The organism is Methylobacterium sp. CM6241, assembly GCF_054817845.1.
Genome location: NZ_CM139246.1, coordinates 277753 through 299808 on the forward strand (window position 1 = coordinate 277753; position 22056 = coordinate 299808).

A 22056-nucleotide genomic window follows, 5' to 3' on the forward strand; every position below is an offset into this window, starting at 1 on the left:
GTTGGTGTCCCGGGATCGAACAGGACCCGGCTTAGGCGGCTTGACAATCATCCCGCGCCCATGCCGTCAAATGCTTACCTCTTCGATATCCATGCGAAACAGGCATGATGAACCCGGCTCATCTCGATCTCTTCCGCGCCGTCCTGCGCCATGGCGGGATGACGCGGGCCGCTGCGGCTCTCGGCATCGGGCAACCCCATGTCAGCCGCGCGATGGCGCAGCTCGAGGCCGATCTCGGCTTCGCCCTGTTCGTGCGCGGCCATGGCAGCGCGTTGCCGACGCAGGAGGGTGAGGCTTTCGCCCGAGAGGTCGAGCGGACTTATGCGGGGCTCGACCATCTGTCCCAGGCGGCCCGCCAGATCCGCGACCTCGGCACGGGTCCGTTGCGCGTCGCCTGCCAACCGTCACTGGCCTCGCGGCTGCTGCCGAGGGCGATCCGGCGGCTGAGCGAGGAATCCCCGGGCATCCGGGTCTCGGTCCATGTGCCCGCGCCGGAGACGATCTGGTCCTGGGCCGCCTCCGGGCAATGCGACCTCGGCCTCGTGCGGCCTCGTTCCGGCTATTCGGGGGTGATCTGTGAGCCCTTCCTCGCCATCGACGCGGTCTGTGCCCTGCCCCGGGGGCACGCCCTCGCGGCCAGGCGGGTGATCGAGGTGGGCGATCTCGCCGAAGAGCCCTTGATCGCGGGTGCGACGGGGGTGTTCCAACAGGCCATCGAAGCGTCCTTCGCGGCGATCGGCCTCGTCCCACGCTTCGGCCTCATGGCTCAGTACACGGCGGCGCGTTGCGGCCTCGTCGCCGAAGGACTTGGGATCGCCATCGTCGATCCGCTTCCCGCCCGCGCGCTCGCGAACCTGCCCATCGTGCTGCGACCGTTCCGGCCACGCCTGCCCATCGAGACGCTGCTGATCCGCCCGGCGGGCCGACCGCCGGGCCAGGCGGCGGAACGGCTCGTGAGACATCTCCTCCGGGAACGGGACGCGCTCGTGCCGAAGGCGGTCGGCGGAGGTGACTGAACCCGAGCCGCGCCGGATCGGGACGGGGCCACCGGCGCCGTCCTGCCGGTCAGGAGCGGGTCGCCGTCGATCTCGGCCGTATACCCGGATCGAGCACGAGAGCGCCGTGCCGACCTGAAAACAGTCGGCGCGACGGACCGTGCCGCCGTTTCACGGGCAAGCCCCCGCGATCTCTGTTCAATGCCAAGCTCCGCTCGATGACGTTCACCCGAACCGCAAGATTGCTCGCATCACATCTAAGTCATATCGCATACCGATCTTGGGATCTGGCATGATCGCTTCAGTTCGAGCGGTATTTCACCCGCTTTTGCTTAGTCAATACGAATATCAACGATCTTTCCTCCAATAATTCGATCTCAAGCTTATATTTATATGAATTTGTGTAAGATTGATTTGCAACATTCTGCGTCTGGGCAGATATTATTCCGGAGTTCGAGATGAAAGTCGTTAGGCAAGCCAGCGTGATGCTGAAGATCGCCGTCCCGCTTGCTCTGATGGGCATGATGGCGGTCGGGCTGGTTTTCTATTCGCGCATGGCCCTGAACAGCGTCGCGGAACAGACAAAGACCTACGCCGACGTTCTGTCCGTTCGCCAGGAAGTCTATCTGCGGGCTCAGTTCAAGCTCGCGGAAGCAGCACTGCTGAGCCGCAACATCCTGCTGGAGAAGCGGCCGGAAAAGATTGCCGATTACAAGAATCGGTATGAACAGGCCGCCAAGACGACGATCGAGCATATCGACAGGCTGATCCTCCTGGCCGATACCCCGGAACGTCGCAAGATCGGCCAGGACGTCCGGCAGCTGGCCGAGGGGTATTTTGACATTCTACGCCGTTCGACGGCGTTAGCCCTGGAGAACGAGATCGCCAAGGCGCTGCAGGTCGTGCAGCAGGAAGGCCAGCCGGCTCGGACGAAACTGAACGGCTTGATCGAGCAGCGCACCCAGCGAATCACGGAGGAAATGCAGGCCGGCAAGCGCGCCCTCGAAGCGGAGGTGGCCGAGACCATTCAGCGCCTGATCGCCACCGCGGCCCTCGGCCTCACGGTCGCGGCGATCCTGGCCGGCCTCATCGTCACCTTCGGCATCACCCGTCCGCTGGCGAGCCTCGTCCTCGTCCTGCAGCGGATGGCTAAGGGCGACATCGACGCCGAGATCGCGGAGGCCAAGCGCGGCGACGAGATCGGCGCCGTGGGCAAGGCGGTGGAAGGCATCAAGGCCATGGTCGCCCGGAAGGCCGCCGAGGAAGCCGACATCCGGCGTCTCGCCGAGGAGGTCGCCCAGGCGGAGCGCCAGCGCACGATGATCGCCATGGCCGACAGCTTCGAAGGCGCCGTGGGCGGCATCATCCAGATGGTGTCGGCCTCGGCGACCGAACTCCAGGCCACTGCCCAGACCATGACCTCCACCGCCACGGAAACGGCGAGCCAATCCATGACCGTGGCGGCCGCCGCCGAAGAAGCCGCCACCAACGTCAACACCGTCGCGGCGGCGGCGGAGGAGCTCGGCGTTTCCGTCCAGGAGATCGGACGGCAGGTCAGCGGATCGGCCGATCTCGCACAGGGCGCCGTCTCGGAAGCCGACCGGACGGCGGCCCTGGTGCAGACACTGTCCCAGGCGGCCTCCCGCGTCGGCGACGTCGTGGGACTGATCTCGAACATCGCGGCCCAGACCAACCTTCTCGCCCTCAACGCCACCATCGAGGCAGCCCGCGCGGGAGAGGCCGGCCGAGGCTTCGCCGTGGTGGCCACCGAGGTCAAGGAACTGGCCAGCCAGACGGCGCGGGCGACTCAGGACATCTCCAGTCAGATCTCCCAGATCCAGGGGGCGACCGACGAGGCGGTCTCGGCCATCGCCTCCATCACGGCCCGCATCCGCGAGATCGATTCGGTGGCGACCACCATCGCCGCGGCGGTGGAGCAGCAGGGGGCCGCGACCCAGGAGATCGTCCGCAACGTCGCCCAGGCCGCGACGGGAACGAGCGAAGTGACGAGCAACATTTCGGGCGTCGCGGGGTCCGCCGAAGAGACGGGGGCCGCCGCATCCCAAGTGCTCGGCTCGGCGGGCGAGCTCTCTCGCCAATCCGAGCACCTGAACGCCGAGGTCCGCCGCTTCCTCGCCAGCGTAAGAGCAGCCTGAGGCCGTCTCCGGCTGCTGCACTCGGTGTCTGGCGAGCGCGGGTCCCCTCTCCCACACGGGAGAGGGAGCCGGCTCCGGCCAACCTGACCGAAGCGACCGACCGGAGGGGGTATGAGGCCGACCGGCATCGGTCTGAGACCGGCCGACGATGAGGAGAACTCATCGTCGGCCGCCCGCGTGACTGCGCGGCGGCGGGCGTCCGCCGAACGCGCTGAAGACGACCATCGGTCGGGATCAGCGCCGCTTGGTCTAAGAAGCGGGATCCGCTTTTCGAGCCGATTCTGTCAGCCTCGACCGCCGAGCCGCGCCGCCACAATGTCCCGGCCGATGAGGGGCAGCAGGCCCGAGAGGTCCGGGCCGTGCTCCAGCCCTGTCACCGCGAGGCGGAGCGGCATGAACAGGGCCTTGCCCTTGGCGCCGGTCCGCTCCTTCACTGCATTGGTCCAGGCCTTCCAGGTCTGGCCGTCCCAGGGCTCGGGCGGCAGCACGTCCAGGGCGGCAGCGGCGAAGCCCGCATCCGCGATGACCGGCGTCACCTCCCCGGCCACGATCCGCCACCATTCGGCGGCGTCCCCGACCTTGGTGAGGTTGGGCTGGATCACCGCCCAGAACGCCTGCGCCCGTTCCTCGGGGATGCCCATTCCGAGGAGGCGTTCGCGTGCCTCCTCATACGGCATGGCATGGATCAGGCGGGCATTGAGCCCGTCGAGTTCCTGCGGATCGAATTTCGCCGGCGCCCGCGAGATGTGGGAGAGATCGACCAGGGCGGCGAGTTCGTCGAGGTTAGGCACCGCGCGCACCGCCTCGGCCGAGCCGGTGAGTACGGCAAGCGAGCGCACCGCGCCGGGTTCATAGCCCGCCTCGCGCAGGCCCCGGAGAGAGAGGTGGCCGAGGCGCTTCGACAGACCTTCGCCGTCGGCGGTTGTGAGCAGGTTGTGGTGGCCGAAGATCGGCACCGGCTGGTCCAGGGCCTCGAAAATCTGCACCTGCACGCCGGTATTGGTGACGTGATCCTCACCGCGGATGACATGGGTGATCCCCATCTCGGCATCGTCCACCACGGAGGGCAGCGTGTAGAGGTAGCTGCCATCGGCGCGGATCAGCACCGGGTCCGAGAGGGAAGCGCAATCCACATGCGCCGGCCCGCGCACGAGATCGTCCCAGGCGACGGTGCGTGCGTCGAGCTTGAAGCGCCAATGCGGCGTGCGCCCTTCGGCCTCCAAGGCCGCGCGCTCGTCATCGGTCAGGCTGAGCGCGGCGCGGTCGTAGATCGGCGGCTGGCCACGGCCGAGCTGGCGCCGGCGTCGACGCTCGAGTTCCTCCTGCGTCTCGTAGCAGGGATAGAGCCGGCCCGCCGCCTTCAGGCGCTCGGCCGCCGCATCGTGGATGGCGGAGCGGTCCGACTGGCGGGCGAAGAGATCGGGCACGATGCCGAGCCAGGCGAGGTCCTCCTCGATGGCGTTGGCGAATTCCTCCGTCGAGCGCTCGCGGTCGGTGTCGTCGAGGCGCAGCAGGAAGCGCCCGCCATGCGCCCGCGCGAACAAAGCGTTCAACAGCGCCGGACGGGCGTTGCCGATATGGAGATACCCCGTGGGAGAGGGCGCGAAGCGGACGAGAGGGGCGGATGTCATGCCTGCCCGTCTACAGCATCGACGCGAACGGTGGGAACCGGCTTTCGGGAAGACCGGGGCAGGTCGCACATGATAAGCGCCGCCGTCGCACTGGCCGCGATGAGCTCCGCCCGAGCGCGCTTGCAGCCCGGCCCAAACACGATCGCGACCAGAACGAATTCCGGTCCTGATCGCATGTCATCAGGAGGCAAAGTCGCGGCCGACCTGCGCCTTGCTCTCTACTCTGGGTCAGGTGGCCACGGCTTGGACCTCAGTCTGAATCTAGTCCCAGTATCCGACGGAGCCTGGACGTTGCGGGAGACCGGACCGGCCCGTTGGCGCAGAAGCTTGCTCGGTGTTCCGGCCCCACGGCCCCTCCAAACCCGATAAGTCCAAGCTTATACATCGCAGGCTGCAGGTTTCATTGCTGTCGCGATAGGATGACGGGTCGCGCCGCGCCGGCGCATCAGACAAAGAGTACCCAATGCGGCAAGGCTCATTGCCCCTGCCAGGATCCGTGAGGGTCTGACTCCCATGCGCCTGGCCGAGCGATCCAAGGCGACTTCGAAGCCACCGGCGAGATTTGCGACAAGCGGCACGATGGTCGTATCCAAGAAAAACTTCGGCGCCGACGGTCCAGCCGGCTTCTTTAGAAGGTAATCTCGATCAATCATCATCGTAACCTCCGATAATGCCGCACCTGATTTTGCAACTATACATGGATGCATGGGCCGGACGTAGAACCTGACGAGACGGCCGATGTTCCCGCAGCTGTATTGGCACGGAGATCGTTCATTGGATAAGCCCACCTACAAGCCGTACCGCCTTCCATCAGGGGGATGGGGGTCGGCCCGCTCCGTCGGCAACATCCTGCGGCGCGAAGGGGTGCTGGCGAGCGTGCCGATCGCGCTGACCCGCCACAACAAGGTCGACGGCTACCAGTGCAACAGCTGCGCCTGGGTGAAGCCCGCGAGCCCCCTGCCGTTCGAGTTCTGCGAGAACGGCGTCAAGGCGGTCGCCTGGGAGCTGACCGCACATCGCTGCACGCCGAAGTTCTTTGCCGAGCACACCGTCACCGAACTTCGGGGCTGGGACGATTTTCACCTCGAACAGCCGGGCCGCCTGACACACCCGCTCCGCTACGACGCCGCCAGCGATAAGTACGTGCCCGTCTCCTGGGGGCATGCCCTGGAGGAGATCGCCCAGGAGCTGCGCGCAGTCGAGGACCGTCACAAGGGCACGGTGTTCTATAGTTCGGGCCGCCTGTCGAACGAAGCGAGCTACCTGTACCAGCTTTTCGCCCGGCTTTATGGCAACAACAACCTGCCCGACTCGTCCAACATGTGCCACGAGACCACCTCGGTGGCGCTGCCCGCCAGCATCGGACAGGCCGTCGGGACGGTGACCCTGGAGGATTTCGGCAAGTCCGACTGCATCCTGTTCTTCGGCCAGAACCCGGGCAGCAACGCTCCCCGCATGCTGCACCCGCTGCAGGAGGCGAGCGAGCGCGGCGTTCCGATCATCACCTACAATCCGCTGCGGGAGCGCGGGCTGGAACGGTTCCTGAACCCGCAATCGCCGACCGAGATGCTGACCGGCAAGGACACCCGGATCAGCTCGCAGTATCACCAGGTCAAGGCTGGCGGCGATCTCGCCGCGTTGGCGGGCATCTGCAAGGCGGTGCTGGACACGCACGAGGCGTCACGGGAAGCGGGCGGCCCGGCCGTGCTGGACGAGGCCTTCATCGCCGAGCACACCCACGGCTTCGAGACTTTCGCCGCCTGGCTTCGCCTCCAGAACTGGGACGAGTTGGAGCGCCGTTCGGGCCTCCACCGCGCGGATATGGAAGCAACGGCGCGCGTCTATTGCCAATCGCACGCCGTGATCGGCGTCTACGGCATGGGGCTGACCCAGCACCGGGCCGGGGTCGAGACCGTGCGGATGCTGGTCAACCTCCTGTTGATGCGCGGTAATCTCGGCCGCGTGGGTGCCGGAATCTGCCCAATTCGCGGACATTCCAACGTGCAGGGCCAGCGCACGGTGGGGATCACCGAGAAGCCCGAACTCTTTCCCCTGGACCGGCTGGGCGAACAGTTCGGCTTCGAGCCACCGCGAGAGGCCGGCTACAACACCGTGGAGGCCTGCGAAGCGATCCTGAAGGACGAGGTACAGGCCTTCTTCATGCTGGGCGGGAACTTCGTGCGGGCCATCCCCGACCACGGCCAGATGGAGCCGGCTTGGCGCCGCCTGCGGCTCACCGTCAACGTGATCACCAAACTCAACCGATCGGCCCTGCTACCGGGCGCGGTCAGCTACATCCTGCCGGTGATCGGCCGCCTGGAAATCGACGAGACGAAAGCGGGGCAGCAGGTCCTCTCGATGGAGGACACCTCCGCCTGCATTCACGGCAACCGGGGCCTGCGCCGCCCGGCCTCGCCCCACCTCATCAGCGAGGTCCGTCTCATCTGCGAGTTGGCCCGGCGGGTGCTGGAGCCTAATCCGCGCGTGCGCTGGGACGCCTATCAGGAGGATTACGCCGAGATCCGCAAGGAAATCACAGAGACGCTGCCGGACTCTTTCTGGGATTACGAGCGGCGCATGTGGGAGCCGGGCGGCTTCCAGCGTCACCTGCCTGCGAACAAGCGCGAATGGCATACGGATACGGGCCGGGCGAACCTCGTGACGCCGACCGGCCTGGACGAGGACGCCGACATGCCCGACGTCGGTCACGGCGTCCTGCGCCTGATGACGCTACGCTCGAACGATCAGTTCAACACCACGGTCTACGGCTACGACGATCGTTTCAGGGGCATCAAGAATACCCGTAAAGTGGTGCTGATGAACCGCTCGGACATCGACAGGCTCGGGCTGAAGATCGGACAGGCGGTGACGTTGAAGACCGTCGCCGATGACGGGATCGATCGCCGGCTCTCCGACATGCTCGTGGTCGCCTACGACATCCCCATCGGCTGCATCGGTGGCTACTATCCGGAATGCAACGTGCTGATGCCGATCTGGCACTATGCCATCGGCAGCAAGACTCCGGCGGCCAAGACCATCCCGGTCACCCTGCATGCCGATGACGCCCGCGTGCTGGCGCCTCAGCTCGAATACGCCTCCGGTTGAGGGCGGCCCCACCCCGCTTCCCAGCCAAGCCCCCCGAGCATCGCGACCTTCGACGGGTAAGGGCGGCGAGAGACCGCCGCAGCCGCGCGACGTTCCGTCGTGGGCTGCGGCCGGCGGGCCCCGCTGCCGCTCGGTCACGCGCCGGGATGACGGGGGTGTCTCGCGACATCTTGCCGGGACCGACCGGCGTCCGGGCCTCGCTCACGGCATCGCCCCGACGACGATCTGATCCGGCGTCGACGAAAGTAATGAGGGTTAATTCAAATACTTAGCAGCACTCATTTGGCCTCAACCCATGTTGTTGTATGCCTGATTGAACTGCGCAAGTCTTCGTTGAATTCCGGCAAGGACGAGGCTGATCGTTGGCTGACTCAGCGGCATGCGCATGATGGCGAAGCTCCCTTCGCCGACGATCCGACGGCGCATCCGTGCCGCCTCACCAGCCATCGGAATAGGTCTCCTCCTCGGGGGCTGCCAGCCGAGCATCCTCGACAGCAAGGGACCCATCGGCGCCGCAGAGAACAACATCCTGCTGATCGCGACGGTCATCATGCTGGCGATCATCGTGCCGACGATGATCGCCACCGTCATCTTCGCGTGGTGGTACCGGGAATCGAACCCGAAGGCGCGCTACCGGCCGGACTGGGCCTTCTCGGGGCGTATCGAACTCGTGGTCTGGTCGATCCCGTTGCTGACGATCATCTTCCTCGGCGGGATCGCCTGGATTGGCGCCCATGATCTCGATCCGGCCGTTCCGATCCGCTCGGACAAGAAGCCGATCCAGGTCCAGGTCGTGTCGCTCGATTGGAAATGGCTGTTCATCTACCCCGAACAGCGCGTCGCCGCGGTCAATCAGCTCGTCGTCCCCGTCGATACGCCGATCCAGTTCCACCTGACCTCGAGCAGCGTCTGGAACTCGTTCTTCGTCCCCGGCCTCGGCAGCATGATCTACACGATGCGCGGGATGGTCACCCGGCTCAACCTGCTGGCCGACCGCGAGGGCGACCATCTCGGCCTGTCGACCCATTTCAGCGGCGACGGCTTCTCGGACATGAACTTCACCATGAAGTCGGTCTCGCCCGCCGGTTTCGACGCATGGGTCGCCTCGGCCCGGGGCGCCGGTTCGAGCCTCGACAAGGCGGCCTACGGCGTGCTGGCCCAGCAGAGCGTCGCGGACAGGCCCCGGACCTTCGGCGACATCGATCCCGAACTGTTTCAGGGAATCGTCGATCAGACCGTCCCTCCGGGGCCGGGGCCGACTGAGAAAGCGGACGGTGCGCCGCCGAACGTCCGGCCCAAGGGGGGATCGTAGACATGCTGGGCAAGCTCACCTGGGAGGCCATTCCCCTCAGCCAGCCGCTTCCCCTCGTCGCCTCCGGCGTGGTCGCCCTCCTCGTCCTGGGCGTCCTGGCCTGGATCGTGATCGGCGGACACCTGCCGTATCTCTGGCGGGAATGGATCACCAGCGTCGATCACAAGCGCATCGGCGTCATGTACTGCGCCCTGGCCCTGGCGATGCTCATCCGCGGCTTCTCGGACGCGATCCTGATGCGCACGCAGCAGGCGCTGGCCTACCAATCCCCCGGCTATCTGCCGCCCGAGCATTACGATCAGATCTTTTCGGCCCACGGCACGATCATGATCTTCTTCGGCGCGATGCCGTTCATCGTCGGGTTGATGAACTTCGTCGTCCCCTTGCAGCTCGGCGTGCGCGACGTCGCATTTCCGACGCTGAATTCGGTGAGCTTCTGGCTCACGGCGACAGGGGCGCTCCTCGTCAACATATCCCTGGTCGTCGGCGAGTTCGCCCGCACCGGCTGGTGGCCCTCGCCGCCCTTGAGCGAGACGACCTACTCACCCGGCGTCGGGGTCGATTACTATCTCTGGGCGATCCAGATCTCCGGCATCGGCACCTTGCTGTCCGGCGTCAATCTCGTGACCACGATCCTGAAGATCCGGGCGCCGGGCATGAGCTACCTGCGCATGCCGATGTTCTGCTGGACCTCGCTCGCCTCGAACCTCCTGATCGTCGCGGCCTTCCCGATCCTGACCGCGACGCTCGCGATGCTCACCCTCGACCGCTACCTCGGCTTCCACTTCTTCACGGACGAGTCCGGCGGCAACTCGATGATGTTCATGAACCTCTTCTGGGCCTGGGGGCATCCGGAGGTCTACATCCTCGCATTGCCGGCCTACGGCATCTTCTCCGAGGTCATCTCGACCTTCTCGGGCAAGCCGCTCTTCGCCTACCGCTCCATGGTCGGCGCCACCATGGCGATCTTCGTCCTCGCCTTCATGGTCTGGCTGCACCACTTCTTCACGATGGGCGCGGGGGGCGACGTCAACGGCATCTTCGGCATCACGTCGATGATCATCGCGGTGCCTACCGGCGTGAAGATCTTCGACTGGCTTTTCACCATGTATGGCGGCCGGATTCGTCTCACGACCCCGATGCTGTGGTCGCTCGCCTTCATGATCACCTTCGTGGTCGGCGGTGCGACCGGCGTCCTCCTGGCGATCCCGCCCGCCGATTTCGTGCTTCACAACAGCATGTTCCTGGTGGCGCACTTCCACAACGTCATGGTCAGCGCCGTGCTGTTCGGGGCGTTCGCCGGCTACACCTACTGGTTCCCGAAAGCGTTCGGTTTCCAGCTCGACGAATGGTGGGGCAAGGTCGCGTTCTGGTTCTCGGTGGCGGGCTACGTCATCGTGTTCACGCCGTTCTACGTGCTCGGCCTGATGGGCATGACCCGCCGCATGCAGCATTACGACATCGAAGGCTGGCGCCCCTGGATCCTGATCGCCGGTTTCGGCGTCGCGGTGATGCTCATCGGGGTGATCTGCCAGATCGTCCAGCTCGTGGTCAGCATCCGGCGGCGGGAGAGCCTGCGCGACCTCACCGGCGACCCCTGGGACGGACGCTCCCTCGAATGGGCGACGGCCTCACCGCCGCCGGTGTTCAACTTCGCGGTGATGCCCCGGGTGGAGGGCGAGGAAGCCTACTGGACCATCAAGCAGCGGGCCCGCGAGCAGGCGCGCCTGCGCGAGGAGCCGGATTACGAGCCGGTGGAGATGCCGCTCAACAGCCCCACCGGCTTCATCTGCGCCTTCTTCGCGACGCTGATCGGGTTCGCCATGATCTGGCACATCTGGTGGCTGGCCGGATTCGGAATCGCCGGCGCCTTCGCGACCTTCGTGGTCTTCGCCTGGCGCGACCGGCTCGAATACGAGATCCCGGCCGACCGCGTCGCACGGATCAACCGCGCCAACCGCGCGACCCGGATGCAGGCCCTGGAAAACGCACGGCGGAGAGCCGCATGACGGACGGCCTCGCTCTCCCGGCACAGGCCCGGATCCGGACGGACCCTCACCATCTCGGCCACCATGCCCGGTCGGGCGAAGGCCACGCGACGGCCACGGGCCGGGGAACCGGCGGCCCTTCTCCCAAGCGGATCGTCGTCGGTTACGGGTTCTGGATCTTCCTCCTCAGCGACATCGTGATGTTCGCGGCCTTCTTCTCGGCCTACGCGGTGCTGCAGACGGGCACCGCGGGCGGCCCTACAGGGGCGCAGCTCTTCGACCTCGACAACGTCGCGATAGAGACCGCCTTCCTGTTGGTCTCCAGCTTCGTCTGCGGCGTCGCCGGCCTGGCGCTCACGGCCAAGCGGCACCTGATGTTCCAGGCCGCGATGGCGGTGACGTTCCTGTTCGGCGCGGCCTTCCTCGCCCTTGAACTCCGGGAATTCGCGGACCTCATCGATCGGGGCGCGGGGCCGACCCGCAGCGCCTTCCTCTCGGCCTTCTTCACGCTCGTGGGCTGCCACGGCCTGCACGTCTTCGCCGGCCTCCTGTGGCTCCTCACCATGATGGCGCAGGTCGCCACCAAAGGCTTCCGGCCCGACATCCTGCGCCGGGTCATGTGCTTCTCCCTGTTCTGGCATGCCCTCGACATCGTCTGGGTGGCCGTATTCACCGTCGTCTACCTGATGGGGTCGATCGCATGAGCGCCGAGAATCGCCACGAGACGGACACCGCGCCCGGGGACGAGTTCGGCGGGGAGGATATCGGCAAGGGCCTGCGCGGCTATCTCATCGGGCTCGTCCTGGCCTCGCTACTGACCGCCGCGTCCTTCGCGATCCTGCGTGCCAACTTCGTCTGGGCCCCGGCCATTCCGGTGGCGCTCCTCGTCTTCGCCATCGCCCAGATGGGTGTCCACCTCGTCTTCTTCCTGCACATCACCACCGGGCCGGACAACACCAACAACGTGATGGCCCTGGCCTTCGGCGTCCTGATCGTCATCCTTCTGTTCGGGGGCTCGATCTGGATCATGAACAACATGAACCACAACATGATGCCGCAGACCCATTCCGCGCCGAAGCATCATTAAGTCCACCGCCGCTCGGCCATGCGCCCGATCCCGCAACCACGCAGCAGTTCGGACAGGACGTGAACGGCGACCGTCCCATCATAGCCGCTCTTCAGTTCGGCCTCGGCCTCACGCTCGGTGTCGTGACCGCGATCGCGGCCGACCTTTTGCTCTGGATGCTGATCTGAGCGACAGGGAGCCCGAACCGGTCGGCGTTCGACGATCCGGCTCTCACAGCGCCTGGACGAGCCTGATTTGTCGAGGCCCGTCCGCCGGACCTCACCGAGACTGGTTATCAGGCGGGATGGGCGTGTTCCGCCACCGCCGCCTCGGCATCGCCGGCGTCATGGCGGTCGTCGGGAAGTCCCTCGGCCTGCAGCCGCCACATCCGCTCGAAGACGCCGCCGGCGTGGCGCAGGAAGGCGGGGCTGCCATCCTCGACCACACGGCCCTGGTCGATGACGAGGATGCGGTCGAAACCCGTGAGGGTGGAGAGCCGGTGGGCCACGCTGACGACCGTCCGGTGGCGCATGATCCGCACCAGGGCGGCCTGGATCGCCATCTCGGATTCGGTATCGAGGGCGGAGGTCGCCTCGTCGAGCAGGATGATCGGAGCATCCTTCAGGAAGGCGCGTGCAATGCCGATCCGCTGACGCTGGCCGCCCGAGAGCTTGGCACCGCGCTCGCCGACGATCGTGTGATAGCCCTGCGGCAGGCGCCGGACGAAACCGTCGCAGGCCGCGGCCCGGGCGGCGGCGAAGACGGCCGCGTCGTCGGCATGCGGGCGGGCGAAGCGGATGTTCTCCATCACACTGCGATGGAGGAGGCTGATGTCCTGGGGCACCACCGCGAGGGCGTCGCGAAGCGAATCCTGCGTGATGGAGTCGATGGGCGTCCCATCGATGAGGATGGCCCCCCTTTGCACGTCGTGCAGGCGCTGCAGGAGTTGAATCAGCGTCGACTTGCCCGCGCCGGAAGGGCCGACGATCCCGACCTTCTGCCCGGCCGGAATGGTCAGGCTGACACCGTCGAGCGCGCGCGCGCCCAGTCCATAGGCGAAGGAGACATCCCGCAATTCGATCCGGCCGGCGCTGCAGAGCAGGGCGGGAGCGCCCGGCGCGTCGCGGACCGTCCGGGGCTTGGCGATGACCGCCAGGGTTTCCTCGATGAAGCCGAATTGCTGCGCCACGTCCACGAGCGAGAGGGCCATGTCCTTCGAGCTGTGCAGGATGCGCAAGGTCAGGCTCGCGACCATCACGATGTCGCCGGGGCTCGCCTGCCCTCGCCCCCATAGAACGATCGCCCAGGTCAGGATGCCGGCCGCCATCACCCAGAGGGCGAGGTCGTGAAGGAGACGGGCAATCTCGAGATACATCCAGCTCCGTCGCTGGGCGGCGGCCTCGGCCTCGAAGCCGGTCCGCAGGCGCATCCATTCGCGGCGGCGCGCCGAGAAGGCCTTGACCGTCCACATGTTGGTGATCGTGTCGACGAGGTCGCCGGCCACGGTCGCCGCCTCCCCAGAATAGGCCCGATGAATCGGCCGGCCGCGCTCCCCGAACACGATCAGGCCAAGGGTCACGGCGGTGACGAAGACGAGGAGGGCCGCCGTGAGCGCGAGGTCGATGGTGGAGAAGATGATCACGGCCCCGCCGACATCCACGAGCGGCGGAATGATCCGCCAGATCAGGGTGTTGATCAGCGCTCCGAAATTGCCGGCCGTGGCCGTGATGCGCTGACCGAGGGAACCGGCGAGGTTCTCGGCGAAGTAACGCATCGATTGCGCGCTGAGTTCGTCGAAGAGCTCGAGGCGCAGGCCGACCCCGACCCCGACCGTCGTGCGGCAGGCGAGCCAACCGGTCAGCCGGGCGAGCAGGCTCTCGGCGGCGATCAGGCCGAGAAACAGCATCAGCACCCCGGTGACGGCCGACGCGGCGTCGGATGGCAGCGTCATCGCATCGACGAACCGCTTGAGCACGTATTGCTGGCCGACGCCGCAGGCCGCCGAGGCGATCACGAGGGCGAAGAGCAGGCCGAAATGCCAACGCCAGCGCGAGATGTGATGCAGGATGAACCGGCCGGGACCGGACAGGTGTGGGGAGACGAAGGGAGCGTCCGTCATGAGGTACCTGATATGTCCGCAAACAGGCCCTGCTGGCGGGCGAGTTCCGCGGCGAAGTCCGGGTCGCAGGACCGTCGTCCATCGGGATCGGGCGTCGAGAACAGACCGACCGCGCAGGGCCGCTCGTTGTCCCATCCGGGATAGTCGACGACCGGATAGAGGCAGATTCCTTCCACCGGAACGCCCATTCGGCGGGCGGCCCGGACCTCGCCGCAGACGTAATGCAGCCAGGCAGGGCGGGCGCTGCCTTCGGCGCCCGTCTCGGCCACCAGAATGGGGCGTGCGAACCGGGCATGCACGTCGGCCAGCATGTGGCGCAGGGGCCGGTAGGCGTGGTGCCCGAGGGGGATCGTCCCCCCGCCATGGACCCATTGGTTGTCCGGATAGAAGTTCACGCCGACGATATCGAGGCAGCCAGGATCACCGCCGAGTTCCGGACAGAGGCGTCCGCTCACCATGTCCAAAGCTTCGTATTGCACGCTCCGGTAGGCGTTCGCGGCCGCCTCGCCCTCGGGATGCCCGGAAATCACATGGATCAGGGGTTCGGCATGGAGGAAGCGTGCGTCCGGCACGACCTCCCGGATGGACCTCGTCGCGGCAATGGAGGCTCGCACGAGTTGTCGCTTCAGCTCCGGCCCCCGTTCCAGCGCCAGGGGCGCCATGCGGGCGACGTCGCCTCCTGCCCAGGCCCAGTACGAGATCTCGTTGACGGTACAGAAGGCGGGTGTCCCGTCGGTCTCGGCAGCGACGACCCGTGCGGCGTGGGAGGCGAAGGCGGCGAAGCGGGCAACGAAGGCATCCGACCAGATGTCGATGTCGTCGGGCCAGCCGTAATGGCAGAGGTCCCAGATCACCCGCAGGCCGCTGTCGCGGGCCGCCCGCAGCATCGGCAGGGCACTCGACCAGTCGTAGCAGCCAGGGGCGACCTCGATCCGGTGCCAACGCAGGCCATCGCGGGCACCGCCCAGCCCGCGAGCGCGCAAGGCCGCGTAATCGGAGGCCGCCCAGATGTCGTGGCCGGTGGCGGCGATCAGATCGAGGCGGCGTCCATCGGCGCGGCGATGGGTCGAACATTCGAACCCGCCGAGAAACGGCGTCGGGGTGATCGCGCGCGCCCTCCCGCATGCCGGTTCCTCGCGGAACACGCTCACGGCGCCGGTCATTCCGCGGCCTGGCGCGCGGGGAGCGGCGGAGTGGCGCCGAGGGCGTCGCGAAGGCGCTGCATGGCGCTGATCCGGGTCGGCATGAGGAGGCCCCGTGAACTCGTCAGGGCTCGGTTGGTGGTCGGCGCTCCACCCTGGATGGCAGGCGGCGCAGGACTCGACAGAAGGCTTGAGATTTCCGCGGCAAAGCTGTCTCGCAGGACCGCACCGCGATTGGCGAGATGCCAGGGCCCGGCCTCGCCATCGATGAGGAGGTCCAGCGCCGCATGGGCGAGATCCGGCAGGTAGCTCAGGGACAGGATCTCGGTCGGCCGGGGCAGTCTTCCGCCGCTCTCCCCGAGGGCTCCGAGAAACTGCTCCGATCCGCTGGCCGGTTCGGGCGCATCGAACACGAGGCCGGGCCGCACGATCAAGGCGCGCGGGGCGTGGGACCGGATGCGCCTTTCGGCCTCGGCGACGCTTTGCGCATAGAGGCCCTCGGGCCTGATCGGATCGGCCTCGCAGGCGGGGCGACCGAGGCTGCCGTCGAAAACCCGGTCGCTGGAAAAAACCAGGAGTGGAATGTCCGCTGAGGTGCAGGCTGAGGCGACCCGCCCTGCCCGGCCGGCATCGACGAGAAGCGTACCGCCGGGATAACGCCTTGCCGCCGCATCAATATCGAGGCCGGTGGCGTCGATCACCGCCCAGGCTCCGTGCAGGGCGATCAGTTCGGCGAGGGCCGAGACCTCTCCGAACGCGGCCGGAGCGCCGATGTGACGGAGACCACGCTCCTCGCAGATGCGAGCCAGCCCGCGCGCCCGCGCGCCATCGGAACCGAGGATCAGGACAGGCCTGGCCCGCTCCGAATGGGCGACTGTAGGGGTGTCGACGGGCTTGTCGTAATAGCGCGACGGTCGGCGCCACCAGCCGGGCATGTCGAGGACCGGATGATCGAACCGTCCCGTGCGCGCGAGCGATGCCGCGGCTTTGGCCAAGGCCGTCGCGCGGGGCAGCGGTGCCCGGATGTCGTAGGCGCCGGGCTCGTAGGTTCCGGCCCGGGCGACGAGCAGACTGTTCCAGTCCACCGCTCCCATGAGGGACCATAGGGTCACGGCTTTGACCGGAATGTCTTTCACACGGAGAGCCGTGGCGGCATTCCAAAGCTCCGCCAGCCAGCGCAGTTGTTCATCCCGGCTGCAACCGTGATGCGCCTCGGTGATCGCCATGGGGGTGCGGTAGCGGTGCCAGACCTCGGTGAGGCGGGCGGCGGGACCCGTACCGCCGTCGCAGAGAGCGACGCGTACGGCCTCCGCATCGGCGTAGCGTTGGCGGCCGTTTCCGCCCCGCAGATCCTTCGGGTACGCGCCGAGCCGACCGTCGAGATAGCGCTCACTCGTGAGATAATGGTTCACACCGATGATGTCGGGCGCACCTTCCCCCTCGCCGAGAAGGGCCAGATCGTCCAACGGGACGCCATGATCGATGAGGCGTCGAAACCAGGGATGGGTAGGATCGACCCGCCCGCAGAGGAGATCGAGGCTGAGCCAGCGTCGCTCGTTCTCGTAGGCCGCCTGGTTGGCGAGGGCGGGCGTGCTGAAGGTCCGCCCGATATCCTCGGTCTGGACGAGGCGGGCATCCGGGATCACCCGGCGGATCGCCCGCATGGCGAGGAGGGTCGCCTTGCATTGGTTGACGACCATGCGCAGGAAAACGGCCTCGCTGCGCAGGTGAGGGTACCAATGGCCGTAGAGACCGCTGAATCGCGCCGTGGTCAGCGGTTCGTTGACCGGCGTGACGTCGCGTAGCCAGGGGAAGCGCTTGGCGACCGAGCCGGCATAATCCGCCAACAGGCGAGGCAGGGCCGGATCGAGGAGGCTGGTGTAGCGCGGGCCGCTACCGTGATGAAGCAGGCCGACGATCGGGACGATGCCGTGGCGCTGCAGGCGGGCCAGCCGCGCGTCGTGCCAGGACCAATCCCGCGCATCCGGATCATGCGGGGCGACCGTCTCCCACAGAAGAGGATAGCGCAGGGTACGGATTCCGAGCCGCGCGACGGCATCGATATCCCCCATGCGCCAGCGATGGCCGGTCTCGCGGATCTGATCGCGGAACCGGTCTTGAATCCGGGCAACCGTACATTCGAAACCACCCCACAGTTCAAGGGGTGCGGCTGATGAATTCATCGTCCAATCCGCGACCGCCAGTTTAGGCATTTGTCGGGTTTCATACTAATCATGACCCGATATTTGAAAAGATGTCACATGTTATTCGAATAATAATATGCATCGGCCACGGTAATATCATTAACTTATGCGATAGACGGCATGTTTAGCTGAAAATATTGGTTTTTTATTGATCCTGATCTGCCTGTGCTGCTTCGCTTGAGCGATTGCTGGCGGAGTTGAGGAGGGAATTTATCTGTGAAGCAAGAAGCTGGACCGACGCCGCCTTCATCTATTGGACAGGGACTTTCCGCCATCAATGCGATCCCGACGTTGCGGCATTCGCGCCTCGACTTCGAGTATCGGGGTGCGTCGCAGAGCGATGCTCGCCCATTGCTGGTCTGTTTCTCACATCTACGCTGGAATTTCGTCTGGCAGCGTCCACAGCATCTTCTCAGCCATGCGTCCGAACGGTTCGATGTCGTCTTCGTCGAGGAGCCCATCTTCGAGGCGGGAGCCGTAGCGCGGCTGGATCGCAAGCGGATTGGGCCGTCCCTGCAGCTCCTCGTCCCGGTCATCGATCCCGCGGATGCACATGAGGCCGTCTCGATCCTGCAAGGCCTCCTCGCACAAGAACTGGACGCCCTCGGCCATACGACGCGGATCTTCTGGTACTATACGCCGGCAGCCATCGCCTTCACTTCCGAACTACCGCGCGATCTGACGCTCTACGACAACATGGATGAGCTGTCGGCCTTCAAGGGTGCGTCGGATACGCTGGTCGCTCAGGAGACGGCTCTGCTGGGACAAGCCGACCTCGTCTTCACCGGCGGGCATAGCCTCCATGCCGCCAAATGCGACCGGCATCCGAACATCCATTGCTTCCCGTCCTCGGTCGATGCGGCGCATTTCGCCCGCGCTCGGGGAAGCGTCACGGCTGACCCTGCCGATCAGGCTGCGATCCCGCATCCGCGCCTGGGGTTCTTCGGCGTCGTGGATGAACGTTTCGACGCCGATTTCCTCGCCGAACTTGCCGACCTGCGGCCGGACTGGCAGTTCGTCATTCTCGGTCCGGTGGTCAAGATCGATCCGGCCGGATTGCCGAGAGGGCCGAACATCCACTGGCTCGGGCCGAAGTCTTACGCCGAGCTTCCGGACTACTTGGCGCATTGGGATCTCGGCCTGATGCCCTTCGCCCTCAACGCCTCGACACGCTTCATCAGCCCGACGAAGACACCGGAGTTCCTGGCCGCCGGACTGCCGGTCGTCTCGACGCCGATCGTCGACGTGGTACGCAGCTACGGCGAGATCGGTCTCGTCGAGATTGCCGAAACGCCGATCCAGGCCGTCCTCGCAGCCGAAGCCTTGATGGCGCGCCCGCGAGAGCCCTGGCTCACCCAGGTCGATACTCGCCTCGCGGGCGGTTCCTGGGAGCGGACCTGGGCCGACATGGAGGCGAAAATCATGGCCGCCCTGGGCATCCCGATACTTGCTTCCTATTCTCCGCCGCTCCGCGAGACGGCCTGATCTTCCTTTTCCACTTTGTCGCGCGCCTCTCCACGCCGCCGCCCGGGCGACGGCGTCGGGCCGCTGCATGAGGGCTTGAAAGCGATGTATGACTGGCTGATCGTTGGAGCGGGTTTCGCGGGCAGTGTCCTGGCCGAGAGGATCGCACGGGAGCGCGACGAGCGGGTCCTCCTCGTCGACCGGCGCAACCACATCGGCGGCAACGCCTATGATTGCCTGAATAAAGATGGCTTGCTGATCCACCAATACGGGCCGCATATCTTCCACACCAACGCGAAATCCGTGTTCGACTATCTCTCAGGCTACACCGCGTGGCGCCCCTACGAGCACCGTGTACTCGCGGAGGTAGATGGCCAGCGCGTACCGATCCCTATCAACCTCGACACGATCAACCGGCTCTACGGGCTCGATCTCGATTCCTCACAGCTCGAAGCGTGGCTCGCGGCACGGGCGGAGCCGGTGGAGGAGATCCGGACGGCGGAGGATGTCGTTGTCTCCACAGTTGGGCGCGAACTCTACGAAAAGTTCTTCCGTGGTTACACGCGCAAGCAATGGGGGCTCGATCCCTCACAGCTCGACAAATCCGTGACGGCACGCGTGCCGACACGGACGAACCGAGACGACCGCTACTTCAACGACATCTATCAGGCGATGCCGAAGCATGGCTACACGGCAATGTTCACCGCCATGCTCGATCATCCGAACATCACCCTGGCTCTCGATACCGATTACCGGAGCCTCAGCCGTTCCGTGCGGGCCTGCCGCACGATCTTCACGGGACCGATCGACGCCTTCTTCGACACCTGCTACGGCCCGCTGCCCTATCGCAGCCTGCGCTTCGAGCATGTCACGCGAGACGTGCCCTGGCACCAACCCGTCGGCGTGGTCAACTATCCCCAGACCGAGGATTACACGCGCGTCACCGAGTACAAGCATCTCACGGGGCAGCAGCACGCTCATACTGCGCTGACCTACGAATATCCGGTCGCGGAGGGTGAACCCTACTATCCGATCCCCTGCCCCGAGCATCACGCGCTCTACAAGCGGTATGAGCGCCGAGCCTTGGAAGAGCAGAGGGTTTGGTTCGTCGGACGCCTGGCGACCTATCGTTACTACAACATGGACCAGATCGTCGGGCAGGCTTTGGCCACGTTCCGACGGATCGATGCGGAGGTGTCGCGGCGCGACGGGCGAGCGCGCCCGTCGGCGGGCCATGAACTGGCCGCGCCGAGCCCCGCCTGAGGGGCCGGATCGCGACCTCCGACGGGAGGCTCAATCAGAGACCGCTGCGCCGCCATCCGCTTCTTCTTCGGTCGGCAATTCGCAGCGGTTGTGGATGTCGGTGGCCGCAATGGCTCCGTGGCCCATGGCGACGACCACCTGATCGAGGCCCCGCACCACGCCGCCGGCCGCATAGAGACCCGGCACCGTGGTCCGGTTGTGCTCGTCGACGATCAGGGCGCCCGTCCCGTCATGGCGCGCACCCATGGCGAGGGCGAGTTCGGAGCGGATCGTCAAACCCAGGGCCGAATAGAGCACCTCGAAACGGTGCTCCGCGCCGTCCGCCGTTCGCAGCACGGTGATCCGGCCGTCCCCGATGTCGAGGCCGAGCACCGGCTCGTGCACCACCGTGATCCCATGTTGTTCCACCTGCTCGCGCTGGCGCGCGTCGAGCGCCATGCCCTGGCCGAGGGTCAGGAGGGTGACGTCCCGGGAATAGGTTCGAGCGACGAAGACGGCCTCGCCGAGGCCGCGATCGCCATAGCCGATGACGGCGATCCGCTTGTCCTTCGCTTCGTAGCCATCGCAGATCGGGCAATACCGCACGAGCCCGCGCCGGATCGCGTTGGGCAGGTCCGGCAGGTTCGGCTCGATGTCGTCGGCACCCGTGGCGAGCAGCACGCGGTGCGCGCGGATCTGGTGTTGGGCGCCCCCGCCCTCGACCGTAGCGATGAAACGGCCGTTGTGTCTTTCCAGCTTCGTGACCGTCCCGTCGACGATCTTCGCACCGAACCGGAAAGCATGCTCGCGCTGGCGGATCAGGATCTCCGGGCCGGATATTCCTGCGCTGAAGAACGGAATATTGTGGCTCGTCGGGATCCAGGACGTTCGCGCCTGACCGGAATCGACGACCAGGAAGCGGCGTTCGAATCGGGCCAGGTACAAGGCCGCCGTCAATCCTGCCGGACCACCGCCGATCACGAGGCAATCGAGGCAAGTATCCCGGCTCACCGGTGATGCTATCGTCATCCCGTCATCCGTCCTGAAAGTTACCCCCGATACGCGCCGCGCCGCTCGATTCCCCATTGTCGCCGCACATTCGAGAGGGGTTCACGGCTCCATCGCAGGCCATCGCCGAGCCCTGCCCACGAGAAGTAACGCCATTCTCCGGAGGTGCGGGGGGCAGAACAACAACCTGAATCAATCGGCGCGGCGAAGCTTGGTAAAAGATCGGTGGCGACGAATGCTGTCACGTTGAGATGTCGTTGTATGCCGCGTGACGGAGGAAGCCCTGATTTGGCGCCCGTATGACGAAAGGGGCGATGGAGGATCGTGCGCCCTGTCGACCATCGCAGAGTCTCGCGACCGAGACGGGTTGCGCGACGAAAATTCGATGACGACAACACTTATTAAAATATGTTCTTATCATTGTTGAGGGATGATTTTGCGCGGATGCCAATCTATTTTAACGCTCGGCCGGATCGGGGGTGATAGTCGGTAGAGATTGTCCGCCGACGGTGCGTGGTCGTGCGTGCAGGCTCGCTGTCTCTCCGCGGGTGGCAGAGGCGGCGCTCCGTCGAGCGTCAAAACCGCCAGTGATCCGATGCCGCTGATCCGCAAGCTCATGAATGT

General features: G+C 65.9%; 15 protein-coding genes. 9 read left to right on the top strand and 6 right to left on the bottom strand.

Features of this window, described 5'->3' with window-relative positions; all coding sequences use genetic code 11:
- Positions 1–104: 104 nt before the first annotated feature.
- Together ACYQR9_RS01300 and ACYQR9_RS01305 are read left to right on the top strand one after the other, a co-directional pair.
- On the top strand, positions 105–1016 hold the full coding sequence (locus ACYQR9_RS01300) for a LysR family transcriptional regulator (RefSeq protein ID WP_461228429.1): 912 nt from the start codon (positions 105–107) through the stop codon (positions 1014–1016).
- Positions 1017–1453: 437 nt separating this feature from the next.
- A complete protein-coding gene (locus ACYQR9_RS01305; RefSeq protein WP_461228430.1) occupies positions 1454–3151 on the top strand; it encodes a methyl-accepting chemotaxis protein in 1698 nt (565 codons plus the stop codon).
- Positions 3152–3435: 284 nt separating this feature from the next.
- On the opposite strand, the gene gltX is transcribed toward ACYQR9_RS01305, so the two are convergent.
- On the bottom strand, positions 3436–4782 hold the full coding sequence (gene gltX / locus ACYQR9_RS01310; RefSeq protein ID WP_461228431.1) for a glutamate--tRNA ligase: 1347 nt from the start codon (positions 4780–4782) through the stop codon (positions 3436–3438).
- Between the two features lie 738 nt (positions 4783–5520).
- Here gltX and ACYQR9_RS01315 point away from each other — a divergent pair.
- Positions 5521–7887, top strand: coding sequence for an FdhF/YdeP family oxidoreductase (locus tag ACYQR9_RS01315; protein WP_461228432.1), 2367 nt, complete (start codon positions 5521–5523; stop codon positions 7885–7887).
- A 288-nt stretch (positions 7888–8175) separates the two neighbouring features.
- Here the strand turns inward: ACYQR9_RS01315 and ACYQR9_RS01320 are convergent, their stop codons facing one another.
- A complete protein-coding gene (locus tag ACYQR9_RS01320; protein WP_244478161.1) occupies positions 8176–8472 on the bottom strand; it encodes a hypothetical protein in 297 nt (98 codons plus the stop codon).
- On the opposite strand from ACYQR9_RS01320, the gene cyoA reads away from it, so the two are divergent.
- From cyoA to cyoD, 4 genes are read left to right on the top strand one after another with little or no spacing between them, the layout of a single operon-like run.
- Complete coding sequence (gene cyoA / locus ACYQR9_RS01325) at positions 8393–9199, top strand: ubiquinol oxidase subunit II (RefSeq protein ID WP_461229702.1); 807 nt, start codon at positions 8393–8395, stop codon at positions 9197–9199. The genes ACYQR9_RS01320 and cyoA overlap by 80 nt on opposite strands.
- 2 nt (positions 9200–9201) lie before the next feature.
- On the top strand, positions 9202–11208 hold the full coding sequence (locus ACYQR9_RS01330) for a cbb3-type cytochrome c oxidase subunit I (RefSeq protein ID WP_461228433.1): 2007 nt from the start codon (positions 9202–9204) through the stop codon (positions 11206–11208).
- The gene (gene cyoC / locus ACYQR9_RS01335; protein WP_461228434.1) at positions 11205–11891 is read left to right on the top strand and encodes a cytochrome o ubiquinol oxidase subunit III; all 687 of its coding nucleotides are present in this window, start codon (positions 11205–11207) and stop codon (positions 11889–11891) included. Before ACYQR9_RS01330 ends, cyoC begins: the two co-directional genes overlap by 4 nt.
- Complete coding sequence (gene cyoD / locus ACYQR9_RS01340) at positions 11888–12274, top strand: cytochrome o ubiquinol oxidase subunit IV (protein WP_461228435.1); 387 nt, start codon at positions 11888–11890, stop codon at positions 12272–12274. The genes cyoC and cyoD overlap by 4 nt, the downstream gene beginning before the upstream one ends.
- 274 nt (positions 12275–12548) lie before the next feature.
- Here cyoD and ACYQR9_RS01345 read toward each other — a convergent pair whose 3' ends face one another.
- The 3 genes from ACYQR9_RS01345 to ACYQR9_RS01355 are packed head-to-tail and all read right to left on the bottom strand — an operon-like array spanning position 12549 to position 17697.
- The gene (locus ACYQR9_RS01345; protein ID WP_461228436.1) at positions 12549–14372 is read right to left on the bottom strand and encodes an ABC transporter ATP-binding protein; all 1824 of its coding nucleotides are present in this window, start codon (positions 14370–14372) and stop codon (positions 12549–12551) included.
- Complete coding sequence (locus ACYQR9_RS01350) at positions 14369–15523, bottom strand: beta-glucosidase (RefSeq protein WP_461228437.1); 1155 nt, start codon at positions 15521–15523, stop codon at positions 14369–14371. The genes ACYQR9_RS01345 and ACYQR9_RS01350 overlap by 4 nt, the downstream gene beginning before the upstream one ends.
- Before the next feature lie 8 nt (positions 15524–15531).
- Complete coding sequence (locus ACYQR9_RS01355) at positions 15532–17697, bottom strand: family 1 glycosylhydrolase (RefSeq protein ID WP_461228438.1); 2166 nt, start codon at positions 17695–17697, stop codon at positions 15532–15534.
- 312 nt (positions 17698–18009) lie between these two features.
- On the opposite strand from ACYQR9_RS01355, the gene ACYQR9_RS01360 reads away from it, so the two are divergent.
- Both ACYQR9_RS01360 and glf read left to right on the top strand, forming a co-directional pair.
- Positions 18010–19203, top strand: a complete 1194-nt coding sequence (locus ACYQR9_RS01360) for a glycosyltransferase (protein WP_461228439.1) — start codon at positions 18010–18012, stop codon at positions 19201–19203.
- Between the two features lie 84 nt (positions 19204–19287).
- Complete coding sequence (gene glf / locus ACYQR9_RS01365; protein ID WP_461229703.1) at positions 19288–20445, top strand: UDP-galactopyranose mutase; 1158 nt, start codon at positions 19288–19290, stop codon at positions 20443–20445.
- 30 nt (positions 20446–20475) lie between these two features.
- On the opposite strand, the gene ACYQR9_RS01370 is transcribed toward glf, so the two are convergent.
- The gene (locus ACYQR9_RS01370; RefSeq protein WP_461228440.1) at positions 20476–21453 is read right to left on the bottom strand and encodes an NAD(P)/FAD-dependent oxidoreductase; all 978 of its coding nucleotides are present in this window, start codon (positions 21451–21453) and stop codon (positions 20476–20478) included.
- Positions 21454–22056 lie beyond the last annotated feature (603 nt).

Excerpts from the sequence above, each read along its gene's own strand:
- ACYQR9_RS01300 (WP_461228429.1), top strand. The coding sequence starts at position 105 with ATGATGAACCCGGCTCATCTCGATCTCTTCCGCGCCGTCCTGCGCCAT.
- ACYQR9_RS01305 (WP_461228430.1), top strand. The coding sequence starts at position 1,454 with ATGAAAGTCGTTAGGCAAGCCAGCGTGATGCTGAAGATCGCCGTCCCG.
- gltX (WP_461228431.1), bottom strand. The coding sequence starts at position 4,782 with ATGACATCCGCCCCTCTCGTCCGCTTCGCGCCCTCTCCCACGGGGTAT.
- ACYQR9_RS01315 (WP_461228432.1), top strand. The coding sequence starts at position 5,521 with ATGTTCCCGCAGCTGTATTGGCACGGAGATCGTTCATTGGATAAGCCC.
- ACYQR9_RS01330 (WP_461228433.1), top strand. The coding sequence starts at position 9,202 with ATGCTGGGCAAGCTCACCTGGGAGGCCATTCCCCTCAGCCAGCCGCTT.
- cyoC (WP_461228434.1), top strand. The coding sequence starts at position 11,205 with ATGACGGACGGCCTCGCTCTCCCGGCACAGGCCCGGATCCGGACGGAC.
- cyoD (WP_461228435.1), top strand. The coding sequence starts at position 11,888 with ATGAGCGCCGAGAATCGCCACGAGACGGACACCGCGCCCGGGGACGAG.
- ACYQR9_RS01345 (WP_461228436.1), bottom strand. The coding sequence starts at position 14,372 with ATGACGGACGCTCCCTTCGTCTCCCCACACCTGTCCGGTCCCGGCCGG.
- ACYQR9_RS01355 (WP_461228438.1), bottom strand. The coding sequence starts at position 17,697 with ATGAATTCATCAGCCGCACCCCTTGAACTGTGGGGTGGTTTCGAATGT.
- glf (WP_461229703.1), top strand. The coding sequence starts at position 19,288 with ATGTATGACTGGCTGATCGTTGGAGCGGGTTTCGCGGGCAGTGTCCTG.
- ACYQR9_RS01370 (WP_461228440.1), bottom strand. The coding sequence starts at position 21,453 with ATGACGATAGCATCACCGGTGAGCCGGGATACTTGCCTCGATTGCCTC.